Origin of the sequence: Actinoplanes sp. SE50/110, from assembly GCF_900119315.1 — a bacterium.
Classification (GTDB): Bacteria; Actinomycetota; Actinomycetes; order Mycobacteriales; family Micromonosporaceae; genus Actinoplanes.
In genome coordinates this window covers 2,446,850-2,464,529 of sequence record NZ_LT827010.1, presented here as the reverse complement: position 1 = coordinate 2,464,529, position 17,680 = coordinate 2,446,850, and the positions used below count along the sequence as shown (strand labels likewise).

Genomic DNA, 17,680 nt, shown 5'->3' with positions numbered 1-17,680 from the left:
GGTCATTCCTTAAAGGGGGTGAAGGAGTGGGACGGCGGGCGGTTCCCGTGTCCCCACGTCGAGGGTTCGGGGCCGAGCTTGAGGTGCAGCCGGCCGCCGCGGTGCACGTCGGTCGCCGAGAGGTGCGCCGCGTGCAGGGGCTTGCCGTTGAGGGTGGCCGATTGGACGTACTGGGCGGGTGGGTCCCGGTCGAGACCGTCGACGCCGATCGGCGTGTCGACGTGTCCGCTCGTTTCGATGATGAACTCCTCGTCGCCGACCCGCATCGCGGCCCGTTCGAAGGCGGGGGCGTTCACCAGGAAGAGGTTCTGCCCGGCGACCGGGAACAGGCCGAGCGACGCCCAGACGTACCAGGCGCTCAGGCCGCCGGAGTCGTCGTTGCCGGGCAGCCCGCCGGGACCGGTACCGAACTGCCAGGTCAGCGCAGAGTGCACGACCTCGGCGGTACGGTCGGGCCGGCCCGCGTAGTGGTAGGCCCAGGGGGCTTCCATGTCCGGCTCGTTGTTCAGGCCTTCGAACCGGTTGAGCGCGTAGCCGAGGGCCATCTCGGCCGGCTGCGGGCTCACCCCCGGCTGTTTGACCGGTTCGGCGCCGTAGCCGAAGAATCGGTCCAGTTTGTCGATGAACCCGCGGTCGCCGCCGGACAGTTCGATCCGGGCGGCCATGTCGTGCAGCAGCCGGAACGAGTAGTTCCACTTGCCGCCCTCGTAGAACTCGGAGTCCCGGAGCAGCCCGCTGACCGGGTCGAACGCGTTCACCCACTGGTGGCTGCGGCGTTCCAGGTCGTCGGCGAGTCTGCGGTCGTTGAGGGCGCGGGCGAGTTTGGCGGTGCAGTGGTGGGCGTACGCCAGGTCGAGGGTGTGCGTGATCGGGTGCACCACGCCGTGCTCGAAGAAGTCTTCGCCGTACATCCGGCGCAGGTCGTCGACCATGTGGACGAGTGCCCAGCCCCAGTCGACGCCGCCCCGGCCGAGGGCGTGCGCGTCGGCGATCGCGGTGTGCGCCAGCGCGGACGCCTGCCGGAAGAACCGGTCGGCGCCGCGCGCCATCCGGTAGCCGATCGGGAAGTTGCCCTCCTCCTCGCACACCCGGATCAGGGATTCGAGCAGGTCCATGGCGCGGTCCGGGGCGATCGCCTGCAGCAGCGGGATCTGCGTCTTGTAGATGTCCCACATGGTGCAGATGTCGAACGCCCACGGGCCGGAGCTGGGCCAGAACGGGCTCTCGTCGTCGGCGAAGCACGGCTTGATCAGGGAGTGGTACAGCGCGGTGCCCATCACCGTGCGGCGCGCCTCGGTCCCGCCGTCGACCCGGACCCGGCCGACGTGGTCGCGCCAGCGCTGCTTCGTGCTAAGGCGCACCTTCTCGAAGGCCGGCTCGCCGGTGCCACACTCCCGGCGCAGATTCTCCCGGGCCTGGTCGCAGCCGCGCAGCGAGAAACCCATCCGGACCTCGATGGTCTGCCCGGCCCGGGCCGACCCCATGAACAGCATGCCGAACGGGCGCAGCGTGGTGTGCCGGATGCTGTCGAAGTCGAGCCGGGTGCCGCCCGGGATCAGCCGCCGGTCGTACCACAGCATCTGCCGCCAGCCGGGGGCGTCGGCCTCCAGGTGGACGGAGAGCGGCACGCCCTCCATCACCACGGTGCCCTGCGCGCAGCCGTGCCCCATGCTCTCCACCTGGGCGCGCAGCGGGACCGTGCGGCCCAGGTCGATGGCGAGGCCGCCGCAGGACAGGTCGATCACGACCCGGGCACTGTGGTGGTCGGGGAACGTGTACCGGTGGACGGCGACCTTCTCCCCCACGGTGATCTCGCAGCGCACCCCGGTGTCGAGGTTCGCGGCGTAGTACCCGGGCTCGGCGCGTTCGTCGTGCAGCGCCCAGGACTGGCCAAGGTCGTCCAGCGGCTGGACCATCGGGGTGACCCGCACGTAGTTGTAGTACTTGCGGATCGCGCCGGTGCCGGACTGCTGGAAGTGGGTGAAGCCGGAGGCCTCGGTGCGCTCGAACATCTCCTCGGGCACGCCCTCGGTGTTCTTCGCGTACCGGCCGTAACCGGTGGGGTAGGCGCCTGAATAGGCGCACGCGCTGACCATGCCCAGGGGCGAGGTCGCGCCGGGGTGGGTGTTGCCCACCTGCGGCTTGGGCCACCACCAGGTGGCGGCCAGACCGAGTGCGCGGGGCAGGTCGGTCGCCGCGGTGCCGATGAAGGGATCAATGTTGTCGAGGATGGCGGGACTCTAACCGGCGACAGGGCCCGCTGTGGTTTCAATCAGGTGAACTGGACCTTCGGAGTGACACACTTCCGGTTGATCAACATCTCCCGGAACAGCTCTCGGCGCGGCGGGCCGGGTGGGGAGGGCTGCTCAGGAGCGAACTGTGTCCGCCAGAGCCGTGACGAATCGATCGATGTCCGACACGGTGCTGCCCAGCCCGAAACTCGCCCGCAGCAGCCCGGCACCGTTCGTACCGCAGATATCGGATTTCTCCGTGTTGGTGAGGCGGCGGACCAGGGGGTGCGCGCAGAACTGGCCGGCGCGGACCCCGATGCCGTGCTCGCGGCCGAGAAGGTGGGCGACCCGGGCCGGATCGTGGCCGGGCAGCACCAGCGAGACGATGCCGACCCGGGGGTGCTCGGGACCGAAGATGCTCACCTCCCGGACTTCCGGGACGGCGACCAGGCCGGCCCGCAGCCGGGCCAGCAGCGCCTGCTCGTGCCGGTGCAGCTCGTCGCGGTCGGCGACCAGCAGCGCGGCGCAGACCGCGGCCAGCGCGGTCGCGCCCAGCAGGTTCGGCGTGCCGCCCTCGTGCCGCGCCGGACCGGCCGCCCAGGTCTGCTCGCCGGGCCGCTCACCCACCGTGGCGCTGGCCCCGCCGCCGTAGAGGTACGGGTCGGCGGCGTCCAGCCAGTCCCCCCGGCCGACCAGCACGCCGGAGCCGAACGGGGCGTACAGCTTGTGCCCGGAGAACGCCAGGTAGTCGGCGCCCAGCTCGTCCAGGTCGACCGGCCGGTGCGGGGCGAGCTGGGCGGCGTCGACGACCACCCGGACCCCGTAGGTGTGCGCCACGTCGGCCAGCTCGCGCACCGGCCAGATCTCCCCGGTCACGTTGCTGGCCCCGGTGATCGCCAGCACGGCCGGGGTGCGCAGGTCGCGCAGCGCGTTCTGCAGCGCCTGCACCGCGAAGTGCGGCGACGCCGGGGTGGGCAGCCGCAACGGGTTCGGCCAGGGCAGCAGGTTGGCGTGGTGCTCGCCGTCGAACAGGATCGTGGTGGTGCCCGCGGGCAGCGCCCGGGCCAGCAGGTTCAGCGAGTCGGTGGTGTTCCGGGTGAAGATCACGTGGTCGCCGGGGCGGGCGCCGACGAACTCGGCCACCACGTCCCGGGCCACCTCGTAGGCGACCGTCGAGGTCTGCGAGCGGACCCCGGTCCCCCGGTGCACGCTGCCGTAGCGCGGCAGCAGCTCGCCGACCGCCTGAGCGGCGGCCTCGACGCAGGGGGCCGAGGCGGCGTAGTCGAGGTGCGCGAAACGGATCGTCTCGCCGCTGGGGAGCTCGGTCTTCAGGTCGTCGCCGACGATGTCGAGAGCCGACATGGCATGCCTCCGGTTCAGCGCTTGCCGTCGCCGGTCGGCGAAACGGCCCGGTCCTCACCCGGGGCACCCCATCGCGAACAGGAAGGGTTGCCGGTCAGCGAGCCGGGGCTTGACGCTGACACTCATGACCTGCCCACGAAGTTAGCAGATGTCACAGCGCCGCGCCATATCCCACGGAGCCAGTAGGGATTAGGGTCGACGCATGAGCAGCTTCGAGCAGCAGTGGACCCGGTGGCACGACGAGCACGAAACCCGGCGGGCGGACAAGCACGGCTTCCTGGCGATCACCGGGTTGCACTGGCTGACCGAGACCCCGCAGCGGTTCCCGGACGCACCCGGCGAGTGGAGCACCGGCCCGGAGGGCGTGCTGGTCACCCTGGCGCCCGGGGAGGAGCTTGACGGGATCCCGGCCGGCGAGCACCGGTTCCCGCCCCTCGCCGAGCGCGCCGACCACACCGTGGGCTGGGGCGAGGCGAAACTGGAGATCGCCCGCCGGGGTGGTCACGACGTGCTGCGCCCGCGGCACCCCGCGCACGAGACCCTGGTCGGGTATCGGGGCACGCCGGCCTACCCGCCGGCCGAGGAGTGGGTGGTGACCGGGACGTTCGTGCCGTTCGACGAGCCCCGGCCGGTGACCGTGGGGTCGGTCGCCGAGGGCCTCGAGCACGTGTACGAGTCGCCCGGACGCATCGAGTTCACCGCCGACGGGCGGGATCTGGCGTTGACCGCGTTCAACGGTCACACGCCCGGCTCGCTGTTCGTGCTGTTCACCGACGCGACGTCGGGCGTCACCACGTACCCGGCGAACCGCAGTGTGGCGATCGCGCCACCGGCCGCCGACGGCACCGTGACCCTCGACTTCAACCGGGCGACGAACCTGCCGTGCGCGTACACCGAGTTCGCCACCTGCCCGCTGCCCCCGGCCGAGAACAGGCTGCCGATCGCCGTGGCGGCGGGCGAGCAGCTGCCGCGCTAGGTTCGGCGGGATGGAGGAGCTGCTCGCGCCGGCCGAGGCGCTGATCGGGATCCGGTCGACCGCCGACCGGCCCGCCGAGCTGCACCGGGCCCTGGGCCTGGTGCTCGACCTGGTCGGCCCGGGCTTCACCACCCGGCGCTTCGAGTCCCGGGGCAGGCCCAGCGCGCTGCTCACCCACCCCGACCGGCCGGGCCGGCCTCGGGTGATCCTGAACGGTCATCTCGATGTGGTGCCCGGAACGCCGTCGCAGTTCCGGGCCCGCCGCGAGGGCGACCGGCTGTACGGGCGCGGTGCGCACGACATGAAGGTCGCGGCGCTGGTCCTCGCCACGGTGTTCCGGGAAATGGCCGGGGAGCTGCCCTACCCGATCGCGTTGCAGCTGGTCACCGATGAGGAGACGGGCGGACAGGACGGGACCGGGCACCAGCTGGCGCAGGGGGTGCGCGGCGACTTCGTGATCATCGGGGAGCAGAGCGGGCTGCGGGTGGTCACCGAGTCGAAAGGCCTGGTGCGGGCCCGGCTGATCGCTTCCGGCCTGGGGGCGCATGCGGCGTATCCGTGGCTGGGTTCCAACGCCCTGCTGACGCTGCTGACCGCGGTGCAGCGACTGATCGCGCGCTATCCGGTGCCGGCCGAGGAGGCGTGGACGACGACCGCCAATCTGGCGCGGATCGAGACCGGGAACCAGGCGGTCAATCAGGTTCCGGCGGATGCGACAGCCTGGTTCGACATCCGCTACCCGCCGGAAGACGCGGCATTGACCGGGCGTTCCATTCCGGAGATCGCCGGTCACCTGCGGTCGATCGTGGGCGCCGAGGTGGAGGTTCAGGTCGACGCGGTGGGGACGCCGCATCGGGCGGATCCGTCCGGGGCCGGGGTGCGTGCCCTGCAGGAGGCGGCCAAGGCGGTCGGATACTCCGGGGAACTGCTGCGCAAGCACGGGGCGGCGGACAGCCGGTTCTATTTTCCGCTCGGCATCGATGCCGTCATTTTCGGGCCGACCGGCGACGGGCAGCACGGCCCGTCGGAATACCTGGAGATCAGCTCGCTGCAGCCCTACCACGACGCATTGACGCGATTCCTTCAATCCCGCTGAAGAGCTCGTGCGGCGAGCAGATGCTCGATGCGGCCGGCGATGCCCCGCAGGTACGGCCCGCGTTCCGGGTCCACCAGCGCGTTCAGTGAGCACGGCCCGTGCCGCAGCAGCACCTCGGCGTACCGGGCCGCCGGGTCCACCCGCAGCCCGCTCGGCCCCACGGTCTGGTCGGCGTAGGTGAGCGCGTCCGCCAGCACGGTCCGCTCGTCCGGGTAGGCGGCCAGCGATCCGCTCAGCCCCCGCGCCGCGGCCACGAAACGGGCCCCGGAGTGGTAGGCGACCAGCCCGGCCACCCGGACCGGCCACCCGTTGCGGGTCAGGTGGTCGGCGCCGTCCAGCGGGTGGAACCCGGTGACGACGGTCGGCTCGGCATAGCCGATGTCGTGCAGCCAGGCCGCCGCGGTGACCAGGTCGGCGTCGACGCCGAGCGGCCCGGCCAGCTCGGCGGCCCGCCCGGCGACCCCCCGGGTGTGCAGCCAGCGGTCACCCATGCCACCGAGCAGGGACTCGGCGAGCAGCCGGGCGGCCGCGGTCAGCGGACCCGGTGTGGTCACCGGACGGAGCAGCGTGGGGGCCGTCATCGCCAGAGCGTAGGCCGCCGATGGTGAACAGCGGTCAAACTCCGGCGGAACGTGCGGTCAGCGGCGAAGCTCACCGCCGCCAGCCCCAGCCCGATCGCGGCCAGCACCGCGCCGGTCCACGCCGGTGCCAGATAGCCGTAACCGCGCGCGATCACCAGCCCGCCCAGCGCCGCCCCCAGGCCGTTGGCGGTGTTCATCGCCGACTGGTTCACCGCCGCGCCCATCAGCTGGGCCCCCGGCGCCACCGCGATCAGCCGGGCCTGCATGGCCGGGCCCAGCGCCAGGCTCGCCGCGCCCACCAGGAACGACCCGAGGAACAACCCGACCGTGCTGTGCGCGGTCAACGCGAAGATCACCGCCGCCACGATCACCGTGCTGAACGCGGTCAGCGTCGCCCGGCGCAGGTTGCGGTCGGCGAACCAGCCGCCCACCGCGTTACCCACGGTCATCCCCAGCCCGACCGCGACCAGCGCCCACGGCACCGCGCGGGTGGACAACCCGGTCACCTCGGTGGTCACCGGGGCGATGTAGCTGTCCACCGCGAAGAACCCGCCGAACCCGACCGCCGCGGTGACCGCCACCAGCCACACCTGCGGCCGGCGCAACGCCCGCAACTCGGCGCCGATCGACGCGCCCGCGGGCGTCGGCGTCTGCGGCACCGTGGCCAGCACCGCGAACAGCGCCAGCAGGAACACCCCGGCGATCACCAGGTAGGCCACCCGCCAGCCGGACGACTGCCCGATCAGGGTGATCACCGGAACACCGGCGACATTGGACAGCGTCAGGCCGCCGAGCACCACGGCGAACCCGCGCGCCTCGTTGCCCGGGCCCATCAGGTTCGCCGCGACCAGCCCGGCCGCCCCGAAATACGCTCCGTGCGGCAGCGCCGCGACGAACCGGGCGACGAGCACCAGCCCGAACGTCGGCGCCAGCGCGGACGCCACCGTACCCACCGTGAACAGTGCGAGCAGACCCAGCACCAGCCGCTTGCGCGGCATCCGGGCGGACAGGGCGGCGATCAGCGGGGCGCCGGCCACCACCCCGAGGGCGTACGTGGTGATCACCCACCCGGCCTGCGCCACCGCGTCCTCGTGCGAGCGCGCCCACGCGGCCGGCAGCAGATCGCGGGTCATCTCCGGCAGCAGCCCCATCGCCACGAACTCGGTCAAACCGATCGCCACGCCGCCGAGCGCCAGCGCCACCAGCGCGGTCCCCCGCTGCCGTCCGGTCACATGATCCATTCGCATGACCCTAGGTCGCTCCCCGCCCGCCGGCAGCGTCGCACTTCACAAGACGATGGCGGGGTACGACATCAGCCGCGAACCGCCGCGACGACGACCATCCGCCGGTGTTCCGCCGAGAGTGGCTCGCCGTCCTCGCCGTGCCCGGCCACCGTGGTGCACCCGGCCGCGGCACACCAGTCCCGGATCTCCGGGAAACCGAACAGGCGCTTGACGAAGGTCAGGGTGCGCGCCCGGCCGTCGCGGACCACGGTGCGCTCGACCTCGAAGCGTCCGGTGAGCGGGTCGAAGCGGTGCCGGTCGGCGAGCAGATCGCCGTTACCGAGGGCGACGGTGATCCGGGACGGCGTCCACGAGGTCAGGAACCGCACCTGATTGTCGAGGTCCAACGCCAGCCGGCCACCGGGGCGCAGCACCCGGACGATCTCGTCGAGCACGTGCCGGTTGACGGCGTCGTCGAAATAGCCGAACGCGGTCGACCAGTTCACCACCCGGTCGAAGCGGCCGGTCCACTCCCGCGGCAGCTCGCGCATGTCACCGGGGACATAGTCGATGTCGAGGGCGCGGGCGGCGGCGTCGGACCGGGCCCGGGCCAGGAAGACCTCGGAGAAGTCGAGGCCGGTGACCCGGCAGCCGCGGGCCGCGAGGGCGGCGGCCAGAGAGCCGTGGCCGCAGGCCAGGTCCAGGACGGTCATGCCGGGTGCCAGGCCGAGCAGCCGCCACACCACGTCGGCGGTGGCCGGCCCGCCGCCCGCGGCCGGCACGGCGGGCCCGTGCGTCACCCCCGCCGCCGCCCGACCCGCCTCCTCCGCCGGGTGCCTGGCGAAGAAGTGCAGGTAGTCGTCGTCGTACATGGCCGAGGCATCGAAGAGGTCCGCTGTCATGGGTCGACGCTAGACCACCCGGCCAGCGGCGAACCAGAACGGCATCACCTCGCACCCGAACGGCACTGAACGCTTTCGTTGACCGGTCCGTCGCGCCGCCGAACTGAACCGGCACATCCACCCGCCGTCACGAAGGACCTGGCCGCCATGCGCTCCGTCACCCCCGTCGTCGCCCGTTCCCTGCCGCTGCTGCTGGCGGCCGGGGCGACGGTCTCGTCAGCGACGACCCCGGCGTCCGCCGCCACCGCGGCGGTCAAGCCGGCGGCGGCGATCCTGGCCTCCACGACCGTGCCGGGCGCGCGGGACAGCCTCACCCCGGCCCAGCGGCTCGCCGCGGTCCAGTCCGCCAAGCAGATCAACTACTACCCGGCGGGTGGCAGCTGGACCCGGATGTGGACCGACTTCGACGCCAAGAAGATCGACGCCGACCTGGCCAAGGCCCGGGCACTCGGTGCGGACAGCGTGCGCGCCATCGTGTTCCCGTCGGCCTTCGGCTACCCCACCCCGAAACCGGAGTACGCCGCGAAGCTGGCCCAGTTCGTGTCGCTCGCCGCGGCCCGGGGCATGACCGTCAAGGTCACCCTGTTCGACTGGTGGGACGGCTACTCCGACGTGGCCGGCAGCACCACCTGGGCGAACGCGCTGCTCGCCCCGTTCCGTAACGACGACCGGATCATTTCGATCGAACTGCAGAACGAGCTCGACCCGACCGACCCGGCCGCGATCGGCTGGGCGAAGAAGCTCCTGCCGGTGATTCGCAAGGCCGTGCCGGGGGTTCCGGTGACCATCCCGATCAGCTCGTCGGCCGGCGTCGCCGGCCTGTCCACGCTGAAGTCGGCGATGGCGGCGACGCCGCTGGACTACTACGACTTCCACCTGTACGGCAATTCGGAACGCGCCCTGGCCTCGATCCGGCAGGCCCAGGCCGCCGTGGCGCCGGCCCCGCTGGTGATCGGCGAGACCGGTACGAACACGCTGCAGTCCAGCGAGGGTGAGCAGGCCGCATATCTCGCCCGGGTGTTCGCCGCCGCCGAGGTGGCCGGGGTGAACGCGGTCGCGCCGTGGACGCTGAACGACTTCGCCGCCGGCAGCATCCCGGACTCCGGCGTCGCGCGGATCCCCGAGCAGTACTGGTACGGCCTGTACCGCGCCGACAGCACCGCCAAGCCGGCCGCCGCGGTGGCCAAGGCCGAGTGGAACGGCGCGCCGTCCCCGACCGGCCTGATGGACCTCGGCTTCGAGAACGCCGCCGGTCAGACGCCGTGGCGGTCCTACCTGTCCGACCTCGGCACGCCCACCCGGACGCAGACGGCCGCGCGGTCCGGCAAGTGGTCGGTGATGCTGACCAACACCGGCAAGACGGCGGCCGGGTCACCGTCGTACCGGGTGTCGCCGATCGAGCCGGTGCAGCCCGGGCGGCGGTGGCACGCCGAGGTCTGGGTCCGCGGCAAGAACGAGACCGGCTCGACGCAGATCGCGCTGAGCTGGTTCGACGTGAACGACCGCTGGATCGGCGGCGCCTCCTCCGCCGACCTGCCGTCCGGGACCACCGACTGGACCCGGCTGTCGGTCGACGGTGTGGCTCCCGCGGGCGCGGCCAGCCTGCAGGTGCACCTGAAGTCGGGGGCCGACACCGGCACGGTCTGGTTCGACGACGTGGCGATCAGCGCCTCCTGAAACCGGGCGATTCGCAACTGTGCTGCAGCCCGGTGCGTCTCACGCACCGGGCCCGGCCGCCGAATCTGAGGGCATGATTCGTAGACGGCGTCAGGGTAGCGATCGGCTCGGCGGCTCCCGCGAAGCGACGGGCCAGCGGTGGACGGCCGGGCGGGTGTCGGCCGCCGGCTACGGGTCGGTCATCGGGCTGCTGGCCCTCGGCGGTGCCGCCGCCCACCTGGGCATCGACGGCGCGCAGGCGCAGCGGGCGCCGATCGACCGGGCCTATCAGGCGCTGGACACCCTGTCGAGCCTGCGGAGCCAGCTGCAGGACGCGCAGCGCGGCGAACGCGGCTTCGTGCTGACCGCCGACGAGCACTACCTCGCGCCCTACACCTCGGCGGCGACCCAGGTGCCGCAAAGCCTGGCGCGGCTGCGTCAGCTGCTCGGCGCCGACACCGCGCACCGACAGACGCTCGACGATCTGCAGGCCTCGGCCACCGCCACGGTCGACTACCTCGGTCTGGCGGTCACCCAGCTGCGCGACGAGGGTTTCCGGGACGCCCGGCCGGACGTGCTCGGCACCGCCGGCACCGAGACGCTGGATCGTGCCGGCCGGTTCATCGACACCCTGCGCCAGGATCAGCTGACCGTGCTGCACGCCCGGCAGCAGCAGCAACAGGAGCAGGAATCCCGGGCGCTCTGGCTGGTCACCGCGGCGCTGGGGGCCGCCTCGGCGATCGCGCTGACCGCCTGGCGGGCCACCCGATCGCCGGCCCCGTCGCCGCCGGCCGAGCCCGCTGCGGCGGTCGAGACGTTCTCGGCATCCGACTCGGCTTCGGAGCCCGCCGAGGAGACCTGGCACACGCCGCTGCGGGTGCTGCTGGCCGAGGACGACCCGGTCAACCAGAAGGTCGCCCAGTTCATGCTCGGCAAACTCGGCCACCGCGTCGACACCGTCGGCAACGGTCTGGAAGCCGTCCAGGCGCTGCGTGCCGCCGACTACGACGTGGTACTCATGGACGTGCAGATGCCGATCCTCGACGGCCTCGAGGCCACCCGCCTGATCCGCTCGGAGTTCCCGGCCGACCGGCAGCCGCACATCATCGCCATGACCGCCAGCGTGCTGGCCGAGGACCGGGCCGCGTGCCGCGCCTCCGGCATGAACGACTACCTGCCCAAGCCGGTCAACCTTCCCGACCTGACCAGCGCGCTGACCCCGCTGCTGGACCTCGGCCATGACCTGCCCGGCGACGACGGCGAATCCGGCGATGCCCGGACCGCGCCCGACGCCGACCGGGAGTCGGAGGTCCGCGCCCGCCTGGACGACATCAGCGACGGCGCACCCAGCGACCCGGAACGGACCCTGCTGGCCCGCCTGCTGCGCTCGTTCACCACCGGCACCCCGGCCGGCATCGACCGGCTCGCCGCGCTGTTTACCGCCGGCGACGTCCCCGGGGTCCGCGCCCAGGCGCACACCCTCAACGGCTCCGCCTCCAACATCGGCGCCGTCCACCTGGCCGGCATGTTCGCCGCGGTGGAGGCCGACGCCCGCGCCGGCCGCCTCCCCCGGAATGCGGCCACCATGGCCGCCATCCGCGCCGAGTACGCCGCCGTCGTCCCGGTCTGCGAACGCCTCGCCGACGAGCTGTCCGCTGCCACGGCCCACTGACCGCCACCACCGCCCCGGCCCGCCTCCGTGCGCGGCCGGGGCATCCCGGGCGTGCGTGTCACGGGCAGCGCCTCCCCGACCCGGGTCAACGCCCCCCGTCGAAGACCCCGGCGACCTGCGCGATCGGACGGCGGTTGCCGTCGCATCCCCGAACCGTTCGACGGTGGGCACCTCGCCGGCCAGCCAGCGCGCCACCGTCCGACGATCGAACGGACGCCGCGCACCGCCCGACCACACATGTGACGATCGAACGGACACCCTGCACCGCTTCACCACACGGTCGATGCTCGAACGAGCAGATCTGCGCTGCCTGATCACGGTGGACGGTGGCCGGACGAGCGGAGGGGCACCGGCGGTCCGGCGGCGGGGCGGCGGTCGTGCGCGGCCGCGATGGGCGGACCACGTCTTGGTCCGCCCCACCCCGGATGGTCGCTCAGCGATCGGGAGTGGCAGCGGCGTCGCGCCGCGCGGCGGGGCCGTGCACAGGTCGTACCACCAAAGATCTTGGCCGTTGATGATCAGCGGTCCGGAAGCGTGAAGATGATCTTCGTCCCGCCGCCCTCGTTGTCGGTGACATGGATCGTGCCGCCGTGCCGGTCGACGATGCGCAGGCAGCTGGAGAGGCCGATGCCGTGACCGGACGCCGAGGTGCCGTCCAGGCGGGTGAACATGTCGAAGACTCGGCGGCGCTGGTCCGGGGGGATGCCGCTGCCGTTGTCGGCGACCGTTACCGCCCAGGCCTCTTCCGCGCGGGCGGCGGTGATGACGATGCACGGCCGGCGGTCGGGGTGGCGGTATTTGATCGCGTTGGCGATCAGGTTCTGCAGGAGCTGGCGGGCCAGGACCGGGTCGCAGGACACGACGGGCAGGTGGGCCGGCGAGAGGATCCGGGCGCCGGAGGCGAGTATTTCGGCGTTCAGGTCGGCGATCACACTGGTGAGGATGTCGCCGAGGTCGGACGGGGTGCGGCGGATGGGGGCGCTGCCGGCACGGGCGTAATCGAGGAGGGAGCCGATCAGGTCGCGCATCCGGGTGACGGCGCGGGAGGCGGCGTCGACCCAGTCGCGGGGCTGGCCGGTGACGACGTCTTCGAGCAGCTCCAGGTAGCCGCCGACGGCGGCGAGCGGAGCGACCAGGTCGTGGCTGACCGCGCCGGCGAAGTTGGTCAGGTCGGCGTTGGAGCGGCGCAGCTCCTCGTTGGCGGCGGCGAGTTCGCGGCGGGCGTGTTCGATGGCGCGCTGCTGGGCACGGTCGGTGGTGACGTCGTTCATCGCGACGACCGCGCCGAGCGGGATGCCGTCCGGGCCGACCAGGGCGCGGCCGTTGACGGTGACGTGGACCGGGTCGCCGCCGCGGCGCCGGATGAGCATTTCGGCGTTGCTGACCGAACCCTCGTGCAGAGCGCGCAGCAGCGGGACCCGGTCGGCCGGCAGCGGCGTCTCCCCGTCGATGTCGAACAGGAAGTACCGGTCGGCGAAGTCGTTCGGGTCGACCCCCGGGTCGGCGTCCAGGCCGTGCCAGTCGCGGGCGGCACGGTTGAACAGGGTGAGCCGGCCGTCCCGGTCGCAGGCGACCACGGCGACGTCGATCGTCTCCAGCAGCGTGTCGGTCCACCGCTGCCGGGCCTCGGCGATCGCGGCCAACTCGGCGTTGAGCCGGGCCTGCCGGCGGCGCTCGAAGAGTGCCACGATCACGTCGGCGAGGTCCTTGAGCCGGGCGATCTGCTCGTCGTCCAGCTCGGCCGGCTCGGAGTCGAAGACGCACAACGACCCGAGCGCGTAGCCGTCCGGGGTGACCAGGGGCGCCGACGCGTAGAACCGGACCTTCGCGTGGACGCCGGTCACCCAGGGATTGGCCCGGTACGTCGGATCCAGGCTGGCGTCCGGGAGATAGGTGAATTCGCCGGTCTGAAAACGGATCGCGCACATCGACTCGGAGCGCGGCGAGTCGCCGCCGTCGAACCCGACCGTGGTCAGCTGGCACTGCCGGTTCTCGTCGATCAGGTTCAGCGTGGCGGTCGGCACCCGGGCGACCGTGGCCGCGACCCGGACGACCGCCTCCAGCTCGTTCCCCGCCGGCGAGTCGAGCAGACGATACTCGTGGAGCGCGGCGAGTCGCCGCTGCTCCCGATCATCCAGCAGCACGCCCATCCTATCGGCGTCCCCGGGCCGGTCCTGAAGGGCGCGCCCGGTCGGCCAGCGCTCCGGCGAGCAGACCGTCGATCACGTCGCGCATCCGGGTCACCTCGGCCGAACCGGCGGCCGCCTCCGGACAACCCTCCATCGCCAGCAGTTCCAGGAAGCCGCCGACCGCGGCGAGCGGCGCGATCAGGTCGTGGCCGACCGCGGCGGCGAAGTTGGTCAGATCCGCGTTGGAACGTTCCAGCTCGGCGTTCGCGGCGGCCAGCCGTTCCCGGGCCTCCTCGATCAACCGGCGGCGACGTCGGTCGGCGGTCACGTCGGCCTGGGCCAGCACCGCGCCCTGGATCTCCCCGGCCGGGCCGCGCAGCGGACCGGCGTTGACCCGTACGTGCACCGGCTCGCCCACCGGCCGGCGGATCATCATCTCCCGGCCGGTCACCGTGATCCCCCGACGCAGGGCGATCTGCAGCGGCAGTTCGTCGTCCGGGATCGTGGTGACGCCGTCCGGCTCGAACAGGCCGAACCGCCGGGCCACGTCGGTGCCCCGCGGGTCGCCCTCGCCGCTGCGACCGTGCCATTCGCGGGCGGCCCTGTTCCAGAGGGTCACCTTCTCACTCGCGTCGCAGGCGATCACCGCCGTGTCGATCGTCTCCAGCAGCGTGTCGGTCCACCGCTGCCGGGCCTGCACCGTCGCGGCGAGCTCGGCGGTCTCCCGCGCCTGCCGGCGCCGTTCGAAGAACGCGACCACGATCGCGGCCAGGTCGGTGATCTGCGCCCGCTCCTCGGGGCGCAGGTGATGCGGCACGCTGTCGGTCACACAGAGCGTGCCGAGCGCGTGCCCGGCCGGCGTGATCAGCGGCGCGGCGGCGTAGAACCGGATGTCCCCGAGTACCCCGGTCACCCACGGGTTGTTCCGGTACACCGGGTCGAGCCGGGCGTCCGGCACGTGCGTGAAGCGGCCGGACTCGACGGTGACCGCGCACATCGAGTCGTCCCGGGCGCACTGGACCGGCGCCCGGCTCAGGGTGACGAGCTGGAACTGCGACCGCTCGTCGATCAGGTTCAGGCTGGCCCAGGGCACCCCGGCGATCGTCGCGGCGACCCGCAGCACGGCCTGCAGCTCCTCCCCCGGCGGGGTGTCCCGCAGCCGGTACTCGTGCAGCGCCGCGAGACGCTCCTGCTCCACCCTTACCTGTTCGTCCGGTCCGACCCGCTGCTGAGCGTCCCCTGTGATCGACAATCAGCGATAGGATCCCGCGATGGACTTCCTGAAGCCCTTCGTTCTGCCCGTCGGCGACCAGTCTCCGGAACGCCACGAGTTCCACGATCTCTACCTGCCCGGCGAGATCGCCGCGCCACGCCCGGCGATCCTGATCGTTCCGGGCGGCCCCCTGCCGGCCGAGGTTCGCCCGACGCAGCGGGATTGGCCCGTTTTCCAGGGGTACGCCCGGCTCGCCGCCCGCCGCGGGATGATCGGAGCGGTCGTCGAGCACCGCCTCTACAGCCCCGCCGAGTATGCGACCGGCGCCGCCAACGTGGCGGCCGTCGTGGAGACCCTGCGCAGCGATCCGCGGGTCGACGAGAATCGGTTGGCGATCTGGCTCTACTCGGGTTCGGCCCTGTTCGCCGCGGACTGGCTGCGCGAACCGCCGTCCTGGCTGCGGGTGCTGGCGATGAGCTATCCGGTGGTGGAGGCCTTCCCGGGATGGCCGGCCGACGAGCGGTTCACGCCGGTGGCGGCGGTGGCCGAGGCCGGGGACCTGCCGATCGTGCTGACCCGGGTCGGCAGGGAACAGCCGATCATCGCCGGGCCGGTGAACCGGTTCGTGGAGGCGGCGGTCGCGAGCAAGGCCGACCTGGAGATCATCGACCTGCCGGACGGCCAGCACACCTTCGACGCCAAGGACGACAACGACGAGTCCCGGGCGGCGATCAACCGGGCGATGGACCTGGTCACCGCCAAGCTGGCCTGACCCGGTTGCCCGCCGGGAGCGCCGCCGCCGTCGGCAGCGGTGCTCCCGGTCCCGCCTCAGTCGTCCGTCACCGGGTAGGTGATCGCGATGCCGTCGCCGTGATCGTCGAAGCGGTCCGTGGCCTTCTCCTGATCCGATCCGTCTCCGGCGGTCCGGTGGTCCCGATCGCCGGTGGCCGCCGGGTCGTCGCCGGTGGACCGTCGGGCGTCGGCGTCGTCGGCCGCCGCGCTCGTCTCCGCCCTGGTGACCGCGTCGTTCCGGACCGCGGCGGCTTTCGCCCGGCGCTTCGGACGGGACGGCTTGTCGCAGTCGCGGGACGCGTGGCGGCCCAGGTCGTCGCCGCTCCAGCCGTTCGCCGCGGCCCGGAGGTCACCGAGGTCGCGGGCGTCACCGGTGGTCCAGCGGTCGCCGCCGTCCCAGTCGCCGCCATCGGTGTCCCCGTTGCCCCAGCCGCCGTCGGCGTCACCGTTGCCCCAGCCGCCATCGGTGTTCCCGTCGTCCCAGCCGCCGCGGCGGTGACCGACGCCCCCACCGGCGCCCCGGTGCCCGCCGGCCCAGCGGTCGTCGCCGAATCCGTGCGAGTCGAACGGGAACGCGTCATGGTTGATCCGGGCCAGCAGGTCATCGTGGAACCGCCGCATCCGGCCGTAATCGTCGTCCGCCTGCGGCAGGGCGACCGGCATGCCGGAGTGCGTCAACAGGTAGATCTGCGAGTCGGTGTCCCCGCAGACCTGCGAGTTGTCCCACCACCCGTTGGTTAGGGTGATGTCGGTGATGCCGCCGTGGAAGCGATCACAGCTACGGTTCGCCGAGATCGGCCGGTCCAGGTCGCGCACCCAGGTCGGCCGGCTGGCCCGGACCGCGCGGTGCTGGCCCGACGGCCGGGCGTGCGTCGCCGGGCGCGCGTGGGTCACCGGCCGGTCGCTGTGAACGTTTCCGGACGAGTGATGGCTGGTGGCCGGGGGTTCGACGGCCGGCGGGCGGTGGTTGACGATCGGCTGGACGATCACCGGGCCGCCGACGACCGGGGTCGCCGGGCCGGTGGCCGGGTGGCCGTTCTGGCCCGTGCCGGACTGGCCCGGGTGGCCGGGCTGGCCCGGGTGGCCGGGCTGCTGGCCGATCGGATGGCTGATCGGCTGGCCGACGGGGCCTTGGCCGGGGGCGTGCTGGCCGCCGGGCTGGGCTGCCGGGGCGCCGCCGCCGGGATGGGCGGATCCCGGCTGTGCGGCGCCGGGGTGGCCTGCACCTGTCTGGCCTGCACCGGTCTGACCCCCGCCGGTCTGGCCCGCACCGGTCTGGCCTGCGCCCGGCTGGCCCGCACCGGTCTGACCTGCGCCCGGCTGGCCTAGGCCCGGCTGACCCGCTCCAGGTAGGCCGGTTCCTGGCTGACCTGGGCCAGGCTGACCCACGCCGGGCACGCCGCCGACTCCCGGAGCCGCTACATTGCCCGGATTTTTGGGGTTATTGGTGGATGAGTTGGTGCCACCGAGACCGGGGCCGCCGACACCGGTGCCGCCCGGCCCCAGCGGCGGGTTCTGGACGACGGTGCCGCCGACCCCGAGTCCACCGCCGTGCCCGTGCACCCCCGGCGTGGCCACCACGGTGCCGCCCGGGCCGAGCGCCCGACCGCCGTCGCCTCCCGCACCCTGATCGATTCCGGACGACGACCCGCCGGCAGCCGTGCCGATCCCGCCGGATCCGGCGCCCGCCTGACCGACGTTCCCGTCCTGCTGCTGGGCGTTCGTCGTCGGCTCCTGGCTGCCGTCGACCGTTCCGGGCTCCGCCGGGTCGAGCGTCTCCCAGGTCGCGCCGGGCGGCGGCAGCTCACCCGCGAACGGCTTCTCGTCATCGCCGGTGCATCCGGCGA

At 72.8% G+C, this 17,680-nt stretch carries 14 protein-coding genes and 1 riboswitch; of the genes, 6 read left to right on the top strand and 8 right to left on the bottom strand.

The window, feature by feature from the left end; translation table 11 throughout:
* Positions 1-2: 2 nt before the first annotated feature.
* Both ACSP50_RS10965 and ACSP50_RS10960 read right to left on the bottom strand, forming a co-directional pair.
* Positions 3-2,168 carry a glycoside hydrolase domain-containing protein gene (locus tag ACSP50_RS10965; protein ID WP_231957019.1) on the bottom strand — a complete coding sequence of 722 codons (2,166 nt, stop codon included), beginning with the start codon at positions 2,166-2,168 and terminating at the stop codon, positions 3-5.
* Between the two features lie 198 nt (positions 2,169-2,366).
* Positions 2,367-3,593, bottom strand: coding sequence for an aminotransferase class V-fold PLP-dependent enzyme (locus ACSP50_RS10960; protein WP_014689250.1), 1,227 nt, complete (start codon positions 3,591-3,593; stop codon positions 2,367-2,369).
* A 12-nt stretch (positions 3,594-3,605) separates the two neighbouring features.
* A riboswitch (SAM riboswitch) is annotated at positions 3,606-3,723 on the bottom strand.
* A 72-nt stretch (positions 3,724-3,795) separates the two neighbouring features.
* Between ACSP50_RS10960 and ACSP50_RS10955 the strand changes: the two genes are divergently transcribed.
* On the top strand, positions 3,796-4,569 hold the full coding sequence (locus ACSP50_RS10955) for a DUF1684 domain-containing protein (protein WP_014689249.1): 774 nt from the start codon (positions 3,796-3,798) through the stop codon (positions 4,567-4,569).
* Between the two features lie 10 nt (positions 4,570-4,579).
* Positions 4,580-5,665 (top strand): M20 family metallopeptidase, encoded by a 1,086-nt coding sequence (locus ACSP50_RS10950; RefSeq protein ID WP_014689248.1) that lies wholly within the window; start codon positions 4,580-4,582, stop codon positions 5,663-5,665.
* Here the strand turns inward: ACSP50_RS10950 and ACSP50_RS10945 are convergent.
* From ACSP50_RS10945 to ACSP50_RS10935, 3 genes are all read right to left on the bottom strand, one after another.
* Positions 5,653-6,246: an HD domain-containing protein gene (locus tag ACSP50_RS10945; protein ID WP_014689247.1), complete on the bottom strand. Its 594-nt coding sequence runs from the start codon at positions 6,244-6,246 to the stop codon at positions 5,653-5,655. The genes ACSP50_RS10950 and ACSP50_RS10945 overlap by 13 nt on opposite strands.
* Positions 6,243-7,487 carry an MFS transporter gene (locus tag ACSP50_RS10940; protein WP_014689246.1) on the bottom strand — a complete coding sequence of 415 codons (1,245 nt, stop codon included), beginning with the start codon at positions 7,485-7,487 and terminating at the stop codon, positions 6,243-6,245. Before ACSP50_RS10940 ends, ACSP50_RS10945 begins: the two co-directional genes overlap by 4 nt.
* Positions 7,488-7,558: 71 nt before the next feature.
* Positions 7,559-8,371 (bottom strand): class I SAM-dependent methyltransferase, encoded by an 813-nt coding sequence (locus ACSP50_RS10935; RefSeq protein WP_014689245.1) that lies wholly within the window; start codon positions 8,369-8,371, stop codon positions 7,559-7,561.
* A gap of 147 nt (positions 8,372-8,518) precedes the next feature.
* On the opposite strand from ACSP50_RS10935, the gene ACSP50_RS10930 reads away from it, so the two are divergent.
* Complete coding sequence (locus ACSP50_RS10930) at positions 8,519-10,048, top strand: cellulase family glycosylhydrolase (protein ID WP_014689244.1); 1,530 nt, start codon at positions 8,519-8,521, stop codon at positions 10,046-10,048.
* Between the two features lie 73 nt (positions 10,049-10,121).
* Complete coding sequence (locus ACSP50_RS10925; protein WP_014689243.1) at positions 10,122-11,699, top strand: response regulator; 1,578 nt, start codon at positions 10,122-10,124, stop codon at positions 11,697-11,699.
* Between the two features lie 518 nt (positions 11,700-12,217).
* On the opposite strand, the gene ACSP50_RS10920 is transcribed toward ACSP50_RS10925, so the two are convergent.
* Complete coding sequence (locus ACSP50_RS10920) at positions 12,218-13,849, bottom strand: ATP-binding protein (protein WP_014689242.1); 1,632 nt, start codon at positions 13,847-13,849, stop codon at positions 12,218-12,220.
* A 1-nt stretch (position 13,850) separates the two neighbouring features.
* Entirely contained in the window at positions 13,851-15,080 is a 1,230-nt protein-coding gene (locus tag ACSP50_RS10915; protein ID WP_155123473.1) for a sensor histidine kinase, read from the bottom strand.
* Between the two features lie 19 nt (positions 15,081-15,099).
* Between ACSP50_RS10915 and ACSP50_RS10910 the strand changes: the two genes are divergently transcribed.
* The gene (locus ACSP50_RS10910) at positions 15,100-15,813 is read left to right on the top strand and encodes an alpha/beta hydrolase (RefSeq protein WP_014689240.1); all 714 of its coding nucleotides are present in this window, start codon (positions 15,100-15,102) and stop codon (positions 15,811-15,813) included.
* 56 nt (positions 15,814-15,869) lie between these two features.
* On the opposite strand, the gene ACSP50_RS10905 is transcribed toward ACSP50_RS10910, so the two are convergent.
* The gene (locus tag ACSP50_RS10905) at positions 15,870-16,727 is read right to left on the bottom strand and encodes a hypothetical protein (RefSeq protein ID WP_043511209.1); all 858 of its coding nucleotides are present in this window, start codon (positions 16,725-16,727) and stop codon (positions 15,870-15,872) included.
* Between the two features lie 33 nt (positions 16,728-16,760).
* Here ACSP50_RS10905 and ACSP50_RS10900 point away from each other — a divergent pair, with 33 nt between their 5' ends.
* A complete protein-coding gene (locus tag ACSP50_RS10900; RefSeq protein WP_043511206.1) occupies positions 16,761-17,162 on the top strand; it encodes a hypothetical protein in 402 nt (133 codons plus the stop codon).
* Positions 17,163-17,680: the final 518 nt, after the last annotated feature.